The organism is Macromonas bipunctata (genome assembly GCF_002837135.1).
Taxonomy (GTDB): domain Bacteria; phylum Pseudomonadota; class Gammaproteobacteria; order Burkholderiales; family Burkholderiaceae_C; genus Macromonas_A; species Macromonas_A bipunctata.
Genome location: NZ_NWBQ01000044.1, coordinates 30,730 through 44,618, shown reverse-complemented (window position 1 = coordinate 44,618; position 13,889 = coordinate 30,730). Strand labels below are relative to the sequence as shown.

The following is a 13,889-nucleotide window of genomic DNA, read 5'->3' as shown; positions in this document are numbered from 1 at the left end:
CTTCCCCTCCCCTGCATCTCCACAGGACTCACCCTATGCCAACCGATTCCGCCTCCAGCACCACCGTCACCCTGGCCAGCGCGCTACAGCAGCGTTATGGCGATGCCGCGCCCGCACTCGGCGCCACCGTCCTGCACGGCGACGATGTGCTGCAACAATTGCTCAACCACCGCTCAGTGCGTGCCTACACCACGCAACCGCTGGCCGATGGCACGCTGGAGCGGCTGGTGGCAGCGGCGCAGTCGGCGGCCACGTCGTCCAACCTGCACGCCTGGACGGTGATTGCGGTGCAAGACCCGACGCGCAAGGCGCGGCTGGCGCAACTGTGCGGCCAGCAGGCGCACGTGGCGCACGCGCCGCTGTTCCTGGTCTGGCTGGCCGACCTGTCGCGGCTGGACCGCAACGCGCAGCGCCAGCAGCGCCCCGCCGACGCCAACCGCTACCTGGAGCATTTTGTGCTGGCGGTGGTCGATGCCGCGCTGGCGGCGCAAAACGCGGTGGTGGCCGCCGAGGCCATGGGCCTGGGCACGGTCTACATCGGCGGACTGCGCAACCACGCCGACACCGTGGCCGCCGAACTGCAACTGCCCGCACACGTGTTCCCGCTGTTCGGGCTGTGCGTGGGCCACCCCGACCCGGCGCAACCCACCGCCGTCAAGCCGCGCATGCCGCAGCCGCTGGTGCTGCACCACGAGACCTACCGCGCCCCCGACGCCACGCCGCCGGAAGCGGAACAGATCGCGCAGTACGACGCCATCCTGCAAGCGTTCCAGCGCAGCCAGGGGCTCAAGCCTGTGGGGTGGTCGGAAGTCGCAGCGCAGCGCGTGGCGGGGCCAGAGTCCCTGTCGGGCCGCGACGCGTTGCAGCAATTTGTGCGCGGGCAGGGCTTCGAGCTGCTGTGATCAGCTCCACAAGTCCAGCGGTGGGTCGTGGATGATGGCGCGCAGCACGTCGGTGCGCGAGACAAAGCCGTCCACGTGCCCGCGCGCGTCCACCACCGGCAGGCCGGGCAAGGCGGTCTCCAGCATCACCTCGGCCAGGCGGCGCAAGTCGGTGTGCTCGTCCACGCTGGGCACGGGCGACAGCATCCAGCTGCTCACCGGCTGGGCCCAGCTGGCGTGCCATTCCACCGGGTTCTGGTCGGGGTGCGGCAGGCGCTCGGGCTGCAGCAGCTCGGCGCGCGTCAGCAAGCCCACCAAGATGCCGTCACTGTTGGTGACCGGCGCCTGACCGTAGCCGGCCTCGGCCAGCTGGCGCCAGGCCTCGCGCAGGCTGTAGCCCGCGCGCAGACACAGCGGGCGGTGCGTCATCACCTCGCCCACGCGCTGCAGCGGCTGGCGTCCGTCCTGCGGGGCGCGCTGCACCATGCCGTAGGCCTGCAGGGCTTCGGCGCCGCCGCTGTGCGTGGCCGCCAGGCCCAGCCGCTGCGCCGGGGCGTGGGCGCCAGGCTGGGCCGGGGGATGTTGCACATAGGGGGCCAGTGCCGCATCCAGCGCCCGGTCAAACTGGCCGTCGTGGGCGCGGATGGCTGCCGCCCGGCGCAACGGCACCACACGCCGCATCTCCTCGAGCGGCCCCACAAAAATCTGCCCCGACGTTCCGTACACCGCAAACATGTCCCCTGTCCCCTTGTTGTTGGATTGGCAAGGCCTTTACCTTACCACCACACTTCACCAGCGGTATGACGGAAAACCGCTCCAACGCCCGCCTACACCGCAGTATCGGGCAGGAACAACGCCTGCAAGTCGCTCAGGAAGTCAAAGCCGCGCTCGGTCGGCACCACGCTGTGCAGGTCGCGCGTGATCCAGCCGCGCTGCTCGGCCTGCTCCAGGGCGGGCGCAATGGTGCTCAGGGGCAAGCCAGTGCGCTCGCCAAATAGCGACAGCGCAAACCCTTGGCGCAGGCGCAGCGCGTTGAGCATGAATTCGAACGGCACATCGGCGGCGGCCACTTCCTCCTCGCTGGCCACAGGCTGACCGCTGAGGGCCTGATCCATGTAACGCTGCGGGTCGCGCCAGCGCACCTGGCGCAGCACCCGGTGGGCAAAACTGAGCTTGCCATGCGCCCCGGCGCCTATGCCCAGATAGTCGCCAAACTGCCAATAATTCCAGTTGTGGAAGCAGCGGTGCCCGGCGCGCGCGTACGCCGACACCTCGTAGCGCCCCAGCCCCGCCGCCGCCGTGCGTTCGGTGATGCGGTCCAGCATCGCGTAGGCGGTGTCCTCATCCGGCACCTCGGGCGGGTGCTTGGCAAAATAGGTGTTGGGCTCCAGCGTCAGGTGGTACACCGACAGGTGCGGCGGCGCAAACGCCAGCGCCGTGTCCAGGTCGCGGTCCAGGTCGGCCAGCGTCTGGCCCGGCAAGGCGTACATCAGGTCGAGGTTGAAGGTCTCGAAATGCTGCGCTGCCTCGGCCACCGCCGCGCGCGCCTGCTCTGCGTTGTGCACGCGACCCAGCGCCTGCAAGAATCGGTCGTCAAAGCTCTGCACCCCAATGCTCAGACGCGTCACGCCGGCCTGGCGGAACGCCTTGAAGCGGTCGGTCTCGAACGTGCCCGGGTTGGCCTCCAGCGTGATCTCGGTGTCGGCCTCCAGCCTGAGCAAGGCCCGCACGTCCGACAACAGCCGGTCGATCGCGTCCGGCGAGAACAAGCTCGGCGTGCCCCCGCCAATAAAGATGCTGTGCACCGAGCGGCCCCAGATCAGCGGCAAGCTGCTTTCCAGGTCGGCCCGCAGCGCGTCCAGGTAGCGTGCCTCCGGCATCGCGCCGCCCTGGCCGCTGGCCGCGCCCCACTCGTGCGAGTTGAAGTCGCAGTACGGGCACTTCTTCAGGCACCACGGCAGGTGGATGTAGAGCGACAGCGGCGGCAGCGCCGACAGTTGCAACACCCCGGGCCGGTGCAGCTGGACGATGGCGCTGCTCATGCCGCAAACCACCGTTCGCGCATCAGCGTCAGCATCGCCTGCGCAGCACGGCCCCGGTGGCTGTGTGCGTTCTTCACCTCGGTGGGCAACTGGGCGAAGGTCTGGCCGAATTCGGGCAGCCACATCACCGGGTCAAAGCCAAACCCATTGCTGCCCTGCGGCTTGGTGGTGATGAGCCCAACCACGCGGCCCGTGGCCACCAGCGGCTCGGGGTCGTGCGGGCTGCGCACCGCCACCAAGGTGCTGACCATCGCCGCGCGGCGGTTGGTCTGGCCCTGCAACTGCTCCAACAGCGCGCGCACGTTGTTGGCGTCGCTCTTGTCGTAGCCAAACTGGGTGCAGTAGTAGGCCGTGTCCACGCCCGGCAGGCCGCCAAAGGCATCGACGCACAGGCCAGCGTCATCGGCCATGGCGGGCAGGCCACTGAGCGCGCTGGCGTGACGCGCCTTGGCCAGCGCGTTCTCAATGAAGGTGCGGTGTGGCTCCGGCGCTTCGGGGATGTGGAGATCGCCCTGGCGCACCAGCGTCACGCCCAGCGGCGCAAACATGGCCTGCAACTCGGCAAGCTTGCCCGCGTTGTTGCTGGCCAGCACCAATTTGTGACTTGTGGCGGCGCACGCAACGCGCGCCCCATCGGCGGTACCGCCCTCGGCAGGCACCGGCAAAACAGCGTTCGACATGGGTATTTCTGTGTGGGTCTGAGGTGGTGGGGCAGAACCTGGCATGGGTCTTTGACATAATCGAGCCCTCAGCGACGGCAGCCCCGTGCCGCTGCCCACCGATTGCGAGACGATTCAATGCCAGTTTACAGCATGACCGGCTATGCCACCGTGCAAAGCCAGCCCCCCGGCGACACCCCCACCAGCCCCGTCAGCGCCCCCGTGCTGGGGATGGAAATCCGCTCCGTCAACAGCCGCTTCCTGGACTTGAGCTTTCGCCTGTCCGACGAGTTGCGCTCCAACGAGCCGGCACTGCGCGAGCTGATCTCCGCCCGCGTCAAGCGCGGCAAGGTCGAGGTGCGCGCCTGGGTCGAAGGCCGCAGCGACAACGCCCTGCGCGCGCCCAACACGCCCGAGCTGCAAAAACTGGTGGGCCTGCAAGACCAGATCCGCGCCTGGCTGCCCGGCGCACGCGAGCTGTCGGTGGCCGAAGTGCTGCAGACCCTCAGCCGCAGCGCCCCCGCACCCACCGGCCTGGCCGACACCCTGCACGAGATGGCACAACGCGCCGTGGCCGACTTCAGCGGCTCGCGCGAACGCGAAGGCAGCCGCCTAGCCACCACCCTGCTGGACCGCACGGCGCAGCTGCGCCAGCTCGCCGCCCAGGCCCAGCCCATGCTGCCGCAACTCGTGGAGCTGCAGCGCCAACGCTTCCTCGACCGCTGGAACGAGGCCCTGGGCGCCGCACAAGCCGACGCCGCCACCAGCGCCGCGCAGGAACGCGCCTTGGCCGAAGCCACCGCCTTTGCCATCCGCATCGACGTGGCCGAGGAACTCACGCGCCTGCAATCGCACCTGGACGAAATCGAGCGCCTGCTCCACAAGGGCGGTGACGTCGGCAAGCGGCTCGACTTCTTCATCCAGGAGCTGCACCGCGAGGCCAACACGCTGGGCAGCAAATCCTCCAGCCTGGAGCTGACCCGCATCTCGGTGGACATGAAAGTGCTGATCGAGCAGATGCGCGAACAGGTACAGAACCTGGAGTAAAGACATGACCGACTACCCCGGCAACCTCTACGTCGTGGCCGCGCCCAGCGGCACCGGCAAATCCAGCCTGGTCAAGGCGCTGCTCGAAGTCGATTCGCGCATGGAACTCTCCGTCTCGCACACCACCCGCGCCCCACGCGGGCAGGAAATGCATGGCCGCGAGTACTACTTCGTCGGCAACGACGAGTTTGACCGCATGGTGGCGCAGGACGCCTTCATCGAATGGGCGCACGTCCACCGCAACCGCTACGGCACCTCGCGCAAGGCGATCGAGGACAAGATCGCCGCCGGCGCCGACATCGTGCTCGAGATCGACTACCAGGGCGCGATCCAGGTCAAGCGCCAGTTCCCCAACGCGGTGCTGGTCTTCATCCTGCCGCCGAGCTGGCCCGAACTGCGCGCGCGTCTGATGCGCCGCGCCGAGGATTCCGAGGAAGTGATCGAGCTGCGCATGAAAAACGCCGCCGAGGAAGTGGCCCAGGTTGACAAATTCGACTTCGTTATAATCAACGAACTCTTTGAGCGTGCGCTTTTCGACCTGAAAGCCATTGCACACGCCCAGCGCCTCAAGGTGGCCGCCCAACGCCGGGCCCGCGCCGACACCTTCCGCGCCCTCAATCTGCTGTAATTTCCCCGTTTACGATTCTCTCTCTGGAGGCCATCATGGCACGCATTACCGTTGAAGACTGTCTGGCAAAGATCCCCAACCGCTTTCAGCTCGTGCTGGCCGCCACCTACCGCGCCCGCATGCTCAACCAGGGCCACACCCCCAAGATCGAGAGCAAGAACAAGCCGGGCGTGACCGCCCTGCGCGAGATCGCCGAGGGCAAGGTCGGCATCGAGATGCTGAAAAAAGTGCCGGTCTGAACCTGGCGCACCCATGTCAAAGCACCGCCTGGCGGTGCTTTTTCTTTTGTGCAGTGCAACATAATTCTGCAAGCCCCGTCAACTGCAGCTATATTTAAGGCATGAGTACACACCCGACCCCAACCCCCGAGCAAACCGCCGCCAGTGTGGCGGCCGCCAGTTTTGCCGCGCTGGTGGACAAGTTGGACTACCTCTGCCCCAGCGACATCGAGCAGGTGGGCCTGGCCTACCGCTTCGCCGACCAGGCCCACCTGGGCCAGATGCGCAAGAACGGCGACCCCTACATCACGCACCCGATTGCGGTGGCGCAGATCTGCACCGAATGGAAGCTCGACGCCCAGGCCCTGGCCGCCGCGCTCATGCACGACGCGATGGAAGACTGCGGCGTCACCAAGCAGGAACTGGTGGAACGCTTTGGCGTGCCGGTGGCCGAACTGGTCGATGGCCTGACCAAGCTCGACAAGCTCGAGTTCGACAGCCGCGAGGAAAACCAGGCCGAATCCTTCCGCAAGATGTTGCTGGCCATGGCGCGCGACGTGCGCGTGATCCTGATCAAGCTGGCCGACCGCACGCACAACATGCGCACCATGGGCGACATGCCGCGCAGCAAGTGGGGCCGCATCTCCAGCGAGACGCTCGATATCTACGCCCCCATCGCCCACCGCTTGGGCCTGAACCACAGCTACCGCGAACTGCAGGAACTTGCCTTCAAGCACCTGCACCCGTGGCGCTACCAGGCGCTGCACAAGGCGCTGGAGCGTTCGCGCCACCGCCGCAAGGACCTGATCGAGCGCGTGCGGGCCGAGGTCGAGAACGCCTTTGGCCAGCACAGCATGCCGGTGCGCATCATCGGGCGCGAAAAGACGCTCTACTCCATCTACCGCAAGATGGATCTCAAGCACCTGTCGTTTGCGCAAGTCACCGACATCTACGGTTTCCGCATCGTGCTCGACAGCCTGACCGAGTGCTACACCGCGCTGGGCGTACTGCACCAGCTCTACAAGCCGCTGCCGGGCAAGTTCCGCGACTACATCGCCATCCCCAAGATGAACGGCTACCAGTCGCTGCACACCACGCTGGTGGGGCCGTTTGGCACCAACATCGAGTTCCAGCTGCGCACCCCGGCCATGGACGTGGTGGCCGAATCGGGCGTGGCGGCGCACTGGCTCTACAAGGCCATCGACCCGCACAGCCAGGCCGCCGAACGCCTCAACACCCAGTGGCTGCAGTCGCTGCTCGACATCCAGCACGAAACGCGGGATGCCGCCGAGTTCTGGGACCACGTCAAAATCGACCTCTTCCCCGACGCGGTGTACGTGTTCGCGCCCAAGAGCAAGATCATGTCGATGCCGCGCGGCGCCACCGTGGTCGATTTTGCCTACGCCATCCACAGCGACGTGGGCCACCGCGCCATCGGCGCCAAGATCAACGGCGAACAAGTGGCGCTGCGCACCGAGCTCACCAACGGCGACGTGGTGGAGATCGTCACCTCGCCGCACGCCAAGCCCAACCCAAGCTGGCTGGGCTTTGTGCGCACTGGCAAGGCGCGCTCCAAGATCCGGCACCACCTCAAGACGCTGGCACAGCAGGAGTCGATGGAGCTGGGCGAACGCCTGCTGCGCCAGGCCCTGCGCAGCGAAGGCATTGCCACCCTGCCCGAGGCCAGCGAACAGGCGCTGTGGGACAAGCTGCTGCGCTTTACCGGCAACAAGACGCTTGACGAGCTGCTGACCGACATCGGCCTGGGCAAGCGCATTGCCAGCATGGTGGGCAAGAAGCTGGCCTCGCTGCTGGGCGAAAGCGGCCAGCGCCCCGACCTGCTGCTCATCAGCCAGGAACGCTACGGCGGCGCGCCCGACCAGCTCAGCCAGGGCGTGGTCACGCTCGACGGCAGCGAGGGTGCCTCGGTGCAGTACGCCAGCTGCTGCCACCCGATTCCAGGCGACCGCATCGTGGGCTACCTGGGCCGGGGGGGCGAAGGGCTGGTGGTCCACACCGACGACTGCCCCACCGGCAAGAAGCTGCTGCACCGCGACAGCGAACGCTTCCTGGACGTGGAGTGGTCGGAGGCCCCAGTGCGCCTGTTCGAGTCGGCGGTGCTGGTGACAATCGAGAACGGCAAGGGCGTGCTGGCCAAGGTGGCCTCGGCCTTTGCCGCCGCCGAGGCCGACATCAACCACATCCACATGAACGAGGACGCGCTGCACAGCGCCGCCGACCTGCACTTTCTGATAGCCGTGCGCGACCGCGTGCACCTGGCGCACGTGCTGCGCGCACTCAAGCGCACGCCCTCGGTGGTGCGGGCGCACCGCGTCCACCCCACACCCAAGCCGCGCTGAGGCGGCGCGGTAGCCAAGCTCAGAGCTGGTGCACCACCAGCTTGAAGTCCTCGTCTTCCGGGAACTCCTGCACCACAAAACCGAGCTTGCGCATCAGGCTAAGCATGTTGCGGTTGTTGGCCAGCACCAGCCCGTCAATCTCCTTGAGGCCCCGGTCGCGCGCCACCTCCATGATGGACAGCATCAGGCGCGAGCCCAGCCCCTTGCCGTTGAACTCGTCGGCCACCAGCAGCGAGAACTCGCAGCTGGCCTTGTCGGGGTTGGTGATGTAGCGCGAGACGCCAATGATGCGCTCGGTCTCCACCGTCTCGCCGCTGTCGTTGGTCTGGCGCTCTTTCAGGATGGCGGCCAGCGCCATCTCTCGGTCGTAGTCGATCAGCGTCAGGCGCGCCAGCATGGCCGGCGACAGCTTGGGGCTGTTGGAGACGAAGCGGAAGTAGCGGCTCTCCGCCGACAGGTGCTGCACCAGGTCTTGCAGCATCTGCGCGTCGTCGGGCCGGATCGGGCGCAGCAGGTACTCGCCACCGCCCGGCATGGGCCAGTGCTGGCTGTAGTGGCTGGGGTACGGCGAGATGGCCAGGTGGCCATAGTGGCGCGCCGGGGCGTCGCTTTGCGAGGTGGCGTGCCCGATCACGATGCGCGCATCCACCGCCACCGCCCCGGTGTCGTCCACGATGATGGGGTTGATGTCGAGCTCGCGCAGCTGCGGCAGCTCGCACACCATCTCCGACACGCGCAGCAGCACCTGCTCGATCGCTTCCTGATCGACCGCTGGCGCGCCGCGCCAGGCGCCCAGCGTTTCGGCCACGCGGGCACGCCCAATCAGGCTGCGCGCCAGGAACTGGTTGAGCGGCGGCAGCTCCATCGCGTGGTCGTCGAACAGCTCGATCATGGTGCCGCCCGAGCCAAACGTGATCACCGGGCCAAACGACTGGTCGGTCACCACGCCAATGTAGAGCTCGCGGCCGCGCTTCTTGCAGGCCATCTTCTGCACCGTCACGCCATTGATGCGGGCCTTGGGCTGCACTCGCGCCACCGACTCCATCATGCTGCGGAAGGTGTCGCGCACGCCCACCGCGTTGGCCACGTTGAGCGCCACGCCGTTGACGTCGGACTTGTGCGTGATGTCGGGCGAGTCGATCTTGAGCGCCACCGGGTAGCCCAGCTGGTTGGCAATCATCATGGCCTCGTTGGGGCTGCGTGCCAGCAGGGTCTGCGTCACCGGAATATGGAAGGTGGACAGCAGCGACTTGGACTCCATCTCGGTCAGCACCGTGCGCCGCTCGGCCAGCACGCCCTCGATCAGCAGGCGCGCGCCCTCGATGTCGGGCTGGGCCAGCGACGACAGCGGCGGCGGCATCTGCTGCAGCAGCTGCTGGTTCTGGTAGAAGCTGGCAATGTTGCCAAACGAGTCCACCGCCGCCTCGGGCATGCGGAAGGTCGGGATGCTGCTGTTGGAGAGCAGGTTGCGCGCCTCGATGACCGTGGCATCGCCCATCCAGCACGTCAGCAGCGGCTTGCTCAGGTGGCGGTAGCCGGCCACCACCGCCTCGGCGGCGGCCAGGCTGTCCACCCCGATGCGCGGCGAATGCACCACCAGCACGCCGTCGATGCCGGGCTCCTGGTTGGCCGCGTCCATGGCGGCGCGGTAGTGCTCGGGCTGTGCGTCCGCCGACAGGTTGATCAGGTCGCACAGCGAAGCGTTGGGTGCCAGCCTGGGCTTGAGGGCTTGGGCTTTTTCAGGGCTCAGACGTCCCACCTCCAGGCCGAGTTCCTGTACCCAGTCGGCGGCCAGGATGCCGGGGCCGCCCCCGTTGCTGATGATGGCCAGGTGCTTGCCCACCGGGCGGTAGCGCGAGGCCAGACACTTGGCCGCCGAAAACAGTTGCACAAACGAATGCACCCGCACCGCACCGGCGCGGCGCAAGGCGGCGTCAAAGGCGTCGTCGCTGCCGATCATGGCACCGCTGTGCGTCTGCGCCGCGGCATTGCCCGCCGACTTGCGGCCGGCCTTGAGCACCACCACCGGCTTGGCGTTGGCCGCCGCACGCAGCGCGCTCATGAAACGGCGCGCATTGGAAATGCTTTCCAAGTACACCACAATGCTGTGCGTCTGCGAGTCGCTGGCCAGAAAGTCCAGCACCTCGGCCGTGTCCAGCGCCGTGTGCGGCCCCAGCGACACCACGGTCGAAAACCCCACACCGTTGTGCTGCGCCCAGTCCAGAATCGCGCTGGTCAGCGCACCGGACTGCGACACCAGCGCAATCGGCCCAGTGGCCGCCAGTGGCCCCACAGCACTGGCATTCAACTGCAGACGCGGGCGCTGCACCCCCAAGGCGTTGGGCCCGAGCAGCTGGAGGTTGTGGCGCCGCGCCACCTCGTGCAGCCGGGCAGACAGCTCGGCGCTGACGCCATCGCCCACCACCAGCGCGGCGCGGCACTTCATGTGCCCGGCCAGTTCCAGCGCGTCGGCAATATCGGCGGGGGGCAGCGCCACCAGCGCCAGGTCGGCCTGCATGTGCGCCAGATCGGCCAGCGTGCCGCTGCGGTGCATGTCCACCCGCGTGATGGTGCCGGTAAAGGGCTGGGCTTCGAGCATGCGCAGCAGCGTGGCGGCGTGCGGTGGCAAGGGCTCGCCACCCTCGGCGGGCTGATTGGCAAAAACCACCATCGACTGGGGGCTGAACAGGGGAGAGAGGTAATGCTTGTCCATACAAAAATCCGGGCAACGGGCACGAACAGCGGCCCTGTGCCTGCATTGTGGGGCCAAATACGCCCGGCGTGCTACCCCGACACGGCAGCGTTGATGCAGCGCAACACACCGGGCTACGGCACGGGCACCGGATAGCGCACTTCCAGCACCTCCAGCACCTCCCAGCCGTGGGGGGTGCGCAAGCGCACTTCGTCGCCTTCACGGGCCTTGAGCAGCGCCTGCGCCACCGGCGCCACCCAGCTGATGTGGCCCTGCGCGGTGTCCGCCTCGTCCATGCCCAGGATGGTGACGGTGGTCTCGCTGCCGTCCTGGCGCGCGTAGGTCACGGTGGCGCCAAAGAACACCTGATCCTTGCCGTGGTGCAGCGACGGATCGACCACCACCGCCATGTCCAGACGCCGCGTCAAAAATCGGATGCGGCGGTCGATCTCGCGCAGGCGCTTCTTGCCGTACAGGTAGTCGCCGTTCTCGGAGCGGTCGCCATTGCTGGCCGCCCAGTGCACGGTTTCCACCACCTTGGGCCGCTCCACGTCCAGCAGTTGCACCAGCTCAGCGCGCAGGCGGTCGCAACCGGCCTGGGTGATGTAGTTCTTGCCGCCCGCGGGCATGGGTGGGCCAGCGGGGGTGTCGTCGTCATCGGTATCGGTGGCATGGGTCATGTGGGCAATTGTCCAACAGGTGCTGCGGCCATAGGCGCAGCCACAACCGCACATCTGGCGCCCGACACCCAAGTGCCTGGAAGGGCAACGGTGGCAACAATATCCAGGAAGGGCGGAGGTGGCAACAGCAGCAAACCGGTTCACAATGCACGGTTTTTTGCACCGCCCCGTCCACACCCATGTCGTTTGTTGAGTCTTTGTCCGCCCCCTTGACGTCCCTGCCCGAGGCCCGCCAGCGCATCGGCCAGCTGCAGCACGCGCTGCACCAGCAACAACTGACGCTGCGCCCACCACCGCCCGAACCCACCAGCTGCTGCGGCCGGGGCTGCAACGGCTGCGTGTGGGAAGGCTTCTACACCGCCCTGCACCACTGGCAAGCCGATGCGCTGGCCATGCTGCAAGCCGCCAGCCCCGGCGGCGTCAAAACGCTGGCACCGCCGCCCGCCGCACCCGCGTGAAAGGCGGCAAGCCCTGCAGCAGGCGCTGGCCATAGCCGGTCTGGGCCAGGCGCCGGTCGTAGCAATAAACGTGGGCCTCATCCTCCTCGGTGCGGATGGCGCGCCCCACCCACTGCGCCAGCCGGATGGCTGTAGCGGGCACCACCAGCTCCGAGAACGGGTCGCGCCCCACCGAGCGCAGCCACTCGGCGCGTGCCTCGCCCACCGGATCGTCCGGCGGCGCAAACGGCAGCTTGGTGATGAACAAGTCCTGGCACAGCTGCCCCGGCAAGTCCAGCCCCTCGCCAAACGACTGCAGGCCAAAGATGATGGACGGCTGGCCCGCCGCCACGCGCTCACGGTGCCGCGCCAGCAGCTGGCCACGCGGCCACGCGGTCTGCGACAGCACCAGGGTGCGCAACGGGTCCGGCAGCGCCTCCTCGGCCTGCTTCAGGGCTGCGCGGGACGTGAACAGCACCAGCGCGCCGTGCTGCACCTGCTGCAGGTCGGCCAGCAGCGCCTGCACCATCTCGGCGGTGAAGGCAGCGGCCTGGCGCGGATCGGCCTGCGTCTCGGCCAGCACCAAGCGGCCCTGACGCTCGAAATCGAACGGACTGGGCACCTCCAGCGCCACCGCCGCCGGGTGGTCGTTCAGGCCTGATTCCTTCAGGAAGAAATCAAAATGGCCGCAGCTGGTCAGCGTGGCCGATGTCAGCACCGCTGCGCGCACCTTGCTCCACACGTGCTGGCGCAGCGTGGCACCGGGCAGCGTGGGGCTGGCGTGGGCGTGCAGCACCACCAGGTCGTGCACCACCTCCAGCGTGAACCACTTGGCCACCGGGGCGTCGTCCTCGGTCTGGGCCTGCAGCAGCAGCTGCGTGGTGCGTTGTACCGCCTCCAGCCGGGGCGCAATGGTGCCCAGCTGGGCGTAGATCTGCGACCAGCGGCGCGCCTCGTCCGGGTTGTCGCGGATGTGCAGGCGCAGCGCCGCACTCACCAGCCGCAACACCGCCAGAAACGCCTCGGCGTGGGTGTTGAGGTGGGTCAGCGACACCACCAGCTCGTCGGGCAGCACCCCGCCCGGCACCCGCACGCGGGCCGGGCCCCAGGCGGACGTCGGCTGCGCGCGCAGTTCGTCGCCATACACCTCCAGCGCCACGCGCGCCACCTCCTGCAAGCTCTGGCGTAACAGCGCGGCGTGCTGGGCCACCTCCGCCACCTCGCTCACGGCCAGCAGGCCACCCGCGCGCACCGCGTAGCTGCTCAGGCGCTCGATCCAGGTCAGGCGGCTCAAGTCCATGCTGGCGGCAAACTGGTCCAGCGCAGTGCCGGGCAGGTGGTGCGCCTCGTCCAGCACCAGCAGGCAGTTGTCCAGCTCGGGCAAGCTGCGCGATTGCAGCGACGACAGCAACAGGTCGTGGTTGACCACAATCACCTGCGCGCCCACCAGCGCCTTGCGCTGCTCGTAGTACACGCACTCGTTGTAGGCCGGGCAATGGCGCGCGGTACAGGAGCTGGCCTCCGCCGCCACCGCGCCCCACCACGCCACCTCGGGGGCCTGGGGCAGGTTGTCGCGGTCGCCATCCCACCCGCCACGCGTGAGCTGATCCGACAGGGCCTGGTAGAACGCCAACCGTTCGGCGTGCTGGACTTCCGGTTGCGCCGCAGGCTGGGCCTTGGCCGGGGCGGCATCGCCAAACATGTCCTCGGTCGTGTCCCAAAAGTCGTGCGCATCGCCATCGGTGCCGCCCAGCCAGCGTTCCAGCTTGAGCTTGCACACGTAGCGGCCCCGCCCCTTGGCCAGTGCAAAGCGGAACGGCTGCGGCAAGCTGGCGGCCAGCGCGGGCAAATCCTTGTTGACGAGTTGTTCCTGCAGCGCCACCGTGGCGGTGGAAATCAGCACGCGCGTGTTGCGCTCCAGGGCGAGCACCACCGCCGGCACCGTGTAGGCCAGCGACTTGCCCACCCCGGTGCCCGCCTGGATCACCGCCACCGAGCGCACCGGCTCCGGCTCCAGCCCGGTGGCCTCGTCGGGGGCCACCTCGCCCAGATCGGCCTCGCTGAAAGTGTGCGCCACCTGCTGTGCCATGCGGCGCTGGCCGGGCCGCTCGCGCAAGTGCCCGGCCTGGCCGACCACGGCATCGAAAATACTCAGCGCCTTGTGCGCCCATTCGGTAGAAGACATGGGGCCAGAGTGTGGCACGAATTGCAGCTGGCAACACGGTTACAATCCGCACTTATCCGA

Annotated in this window: 12 protein-coding genes; 6 read left to right on the top strand and 6 right to left on the bottom strand. The window is 67.8% G+C overall.

Annotation, left to right across the window (positions count from 1 at the left end):
* Positions 1 to 35 precede the first annotated feature (35 nt).
* A complete protein-coding gene (locus CON76_RS06825) occupies positions 36 to 902 on the top strand; it encodes a nitroreductase family protein (RefSeq protein ID WP_101102619.1) in 867 nt (288 codons plus the stop codon).
* Here the strand turns inward: CON76_RS06825 and CON76_RS06820 are convergent, their stop codons facing one another.
* From CON76_RS06820 to CON76_RS06810, 3 genes are all read right to left on the bottom strand, one after another.
* On the bottom strand, positions 903 to 1,616 hold the full coding sequence (locus tag CON76_RS06820) for a CBS domain-containing protein (protein ID WP_101102618.1): 714 nt from the start codon (positions 1,614 to 1,616) through the stop codon (positions 903 to 905).
* 92 nt (positions 1,617 to 1,708) lie between these two features.
* Positions 1,709 to 2,923, bottom strand: a complete 1,215-nt coding sequence (gene hemW / locus CON76_RS06815) for a radical SAM family heme chaperone HemW (protein ID WP_101102617.1) — start codon at positions 2,921 to 2,923, stop codon at positions 1,709 to 1,711.
* Positions 2,920 to 3,471 carry a non-canonical purine NTP pyrophosphatase gene (locus CON76_RS06810; RefSeq protein WP_240592798.1) on the bottom strand — a complete coding sequence of 184 codons (552 nt, stop codon included), beginning with the start codon at positions 3,469 to 3,471 and terminating at the stop codon, positions 2,920 to 2,922. The genes hemW and CON76_RS06810 overlap by 4 nt, the downstream gene beginning before the upstream one ends.
* 249 nt (positions 3,472 to 3,720) lie before the next feature.
* Here CON76_RS06810 and CON76_RS06805 point away from each other — a divergent pair, with 249 nt between their 5' ends.
* The 4 genes from CON76_RS06805 to CON76_RS06790 all read left to right on the top strand — a co-directional run bounded on the left by CON76_RS06805 (position 3,721) and on the right by CON76_RS06790 (position 7,835).
* Positions 3,721 to 4,629, top strand: coding sequence for a YicC/YloC family endoribonuclease (locus tag CON76_RS06805; protein ID WP_101102615.1), 909 nt, complete (start codon positions 3,721 to 3,723; stop codon positions 4,627 to 4,629).
* A gap of 4 nt (positions 4,630 to 4,633) precedes the next feature.
* Entirely contained in the window at positions 4,634 to 5,257 is a 624-nt protein-coding gene (gene gmk / locus CON76_RS06800; protein ID WP_101102614.1) for a guanylate kinase, read from the top strand.
* A 35-nt stretch (positions 5,258 to 5,292) separates the two neighbouring features.
* Positions 5,293 to 5,496, top strand: coding sequence for a DNA-directed RNA polymerase subunit omega (rpoZ, locus tag CON76_RS06795; protein ID WP_101102613.1), 204 nt, complete (start codon positions 5,293 to 5,295; stop codon positions 5,494 to 5,496).
* 101 nt (positions 5,497 to 5,597) lie between these two features.
* Complete coding sequence (locus tag CON76_RS06790; protein WP_101102612.1) at positions 5,598 to 7,835, top strand: RelA/SpoT family protein; 2,238 nt, start codon at positions 5,598 to 5,600, stop codon at positions 7,833 to 7,835.
* 19 nt (positions 7,836 to 7,854) lie between these two features.
* On the opposite strand, the gene CON76_RS06785 is transcribed toward CON76_RS06790, so the two are convergent.
* Both CON76_RS06785 and greB read right to left on the bottom strand, forming a co-directional pair.
* A complete protein-coding gene (locus CON76_RS06785; RefSeq protein WP_101102611.1) occupies positions 7,855 to 10,548 on the bottom strand; it encodes a bifunctional acetate--CoA ligase family protein/GNAT family N-acetyltransferase in 2,694 nt (897 codons plus the stop codon).
* Positions 10,549 to 10,661: 113 nt separating this feature from the next.
* On the bottom strand, positions 10,662 to 11,207 hold the full coding sequence (gene greB / locus CON76_RS06780; protein WP_101102610.1) for a transcription elongation factor GreB: 546 nt from the start codon (positions 11,205 to 11,207) through the stop codon (positions 10,662 to 10,664).
* A 179-nt stretch (positions 11,208 to 11,386) separates the two neighbouring features.
* On the opposite strand from greB, the gene CON76_RS06775 reads away from it, so the two are divergent.
* Positions 11,387 to 11,665: an oxidoreductase-like domain-containing protein gene (locus CON76_RS06775; RefSeq protein ID WP_101102609.1), complete on the top strand. Its 279-nt coding sequence runs from the start codon at positions 11,387 to 11,389 to the stop codon at positions 11,663 to 11,665.
* Here the strand turns inward: CON76_RS06775 and dinG are convergent.
* Complete coding sequence (gene dinG, locus CON76_RS06770; protein WP_101102608.1) at positions 11,628 to 13,829, bottom strand: ATP-dependent DNA helicase DinG; 2,202 nt, start codon at positions 13,827 to 13,829, stop codon at positions 11,628 to 11,630. The genes CON76_RS06775 and dinG overlap by 38 nt on opposite strands.
* Between the last annotated feature and the right edge of the window lie 60 nt (positions 13,830 to 13,889).

What these genes read in the sequence shown, in the direction of transcription:
- CON76_RS06785 (WP_101102611.1), bottom strand. Translation starts at nt 10,548, where the DNA reads ATGGACAAGCATTACCTCTCTCCCCTGTTCAGCCCCCAGTCGATGGTG.
- CON76_RS06790 (WP_101102612.1), top strand. Translation starts at nt 5,598, where the DNA reads ATGAGTACACACCCGACCCCAACCCCCGAGCAAACCGCCGCCAGTGTG.
- CON76_RS06825 (WP_101102619.1), top strand. Translation starts at nt 36, where the DNA reads ATGCCAACCGATTCCGCCTCCAGCACCACCGTCACCCTGGCCAGCGCG.
- CON76_RS06775 (WP_101102609.1), top strand. Translation starts at nt 11,387, where the DNA reads ATGTCGTTTGTTGAGTCTTTGTCCGCCCCCTTGACGTCCCTGCCCGAG.
- dinG (WP_101102608.1), bottom strand. Translation starts at nt 13,829, where the DNA reads ATGTCTTCTACCGAATGGGCGCACAAGGCGCTGAGTATTTTCGATGCC.
- hemW (WP_101102617.1), bottom strand. Translation starts at nt 2,923, where the DNA reads ATGAGCAGCGCCATCGTCCAGCTGCACCGGCCCGGGGTGTTGCAACTG.
- gmk (WP_101102614.1), top strand. Translation starts at nt 4,634, where the DNA reads ATGACCGACTACCCCGGCAACCTCTACGTCGTGGCCGCGCCCAGCGGC.
- CON76_RS06810 (WP_240592798.1), bottom strand. Translation starts at nt 3,471, where the DNA reads ATGTTTGCGCCGCTGGGCGTGACGCTGGTGCGCCAGGGCGATCTCCAC.
- greB (WP_101102610.1), bottom strand. Translation starts at nt 11,207, where the DNA reads ATGACCCATGCCACCGATACCGATGACGACGACACCCCCGCTGGCCCA.
- rpoZ (WP_101102613.1), top strand. Translation starts at nt 5,293, where the DNA reads ATGGCACGCATTACCGTTGAAGACTGTCTGGCAAAGATCCCCAACCGC.
- CON76_RS06820 (WP_101102618.1), bottom strand. Translation starts at nt 1,616, where the DNA reads ATGTTTGCGGTGTACGGAACGTCGGGGCAGATTTTTGTGGGGCCGCTC.
- CON76_RS06805 (WP_101102615.1), top strand. Translation starts at nt 3,721, where the DNA reads ATGCCAGTTTACAGCATGACCGGCTATGCCACCGTGCAAAGCCAGCCC.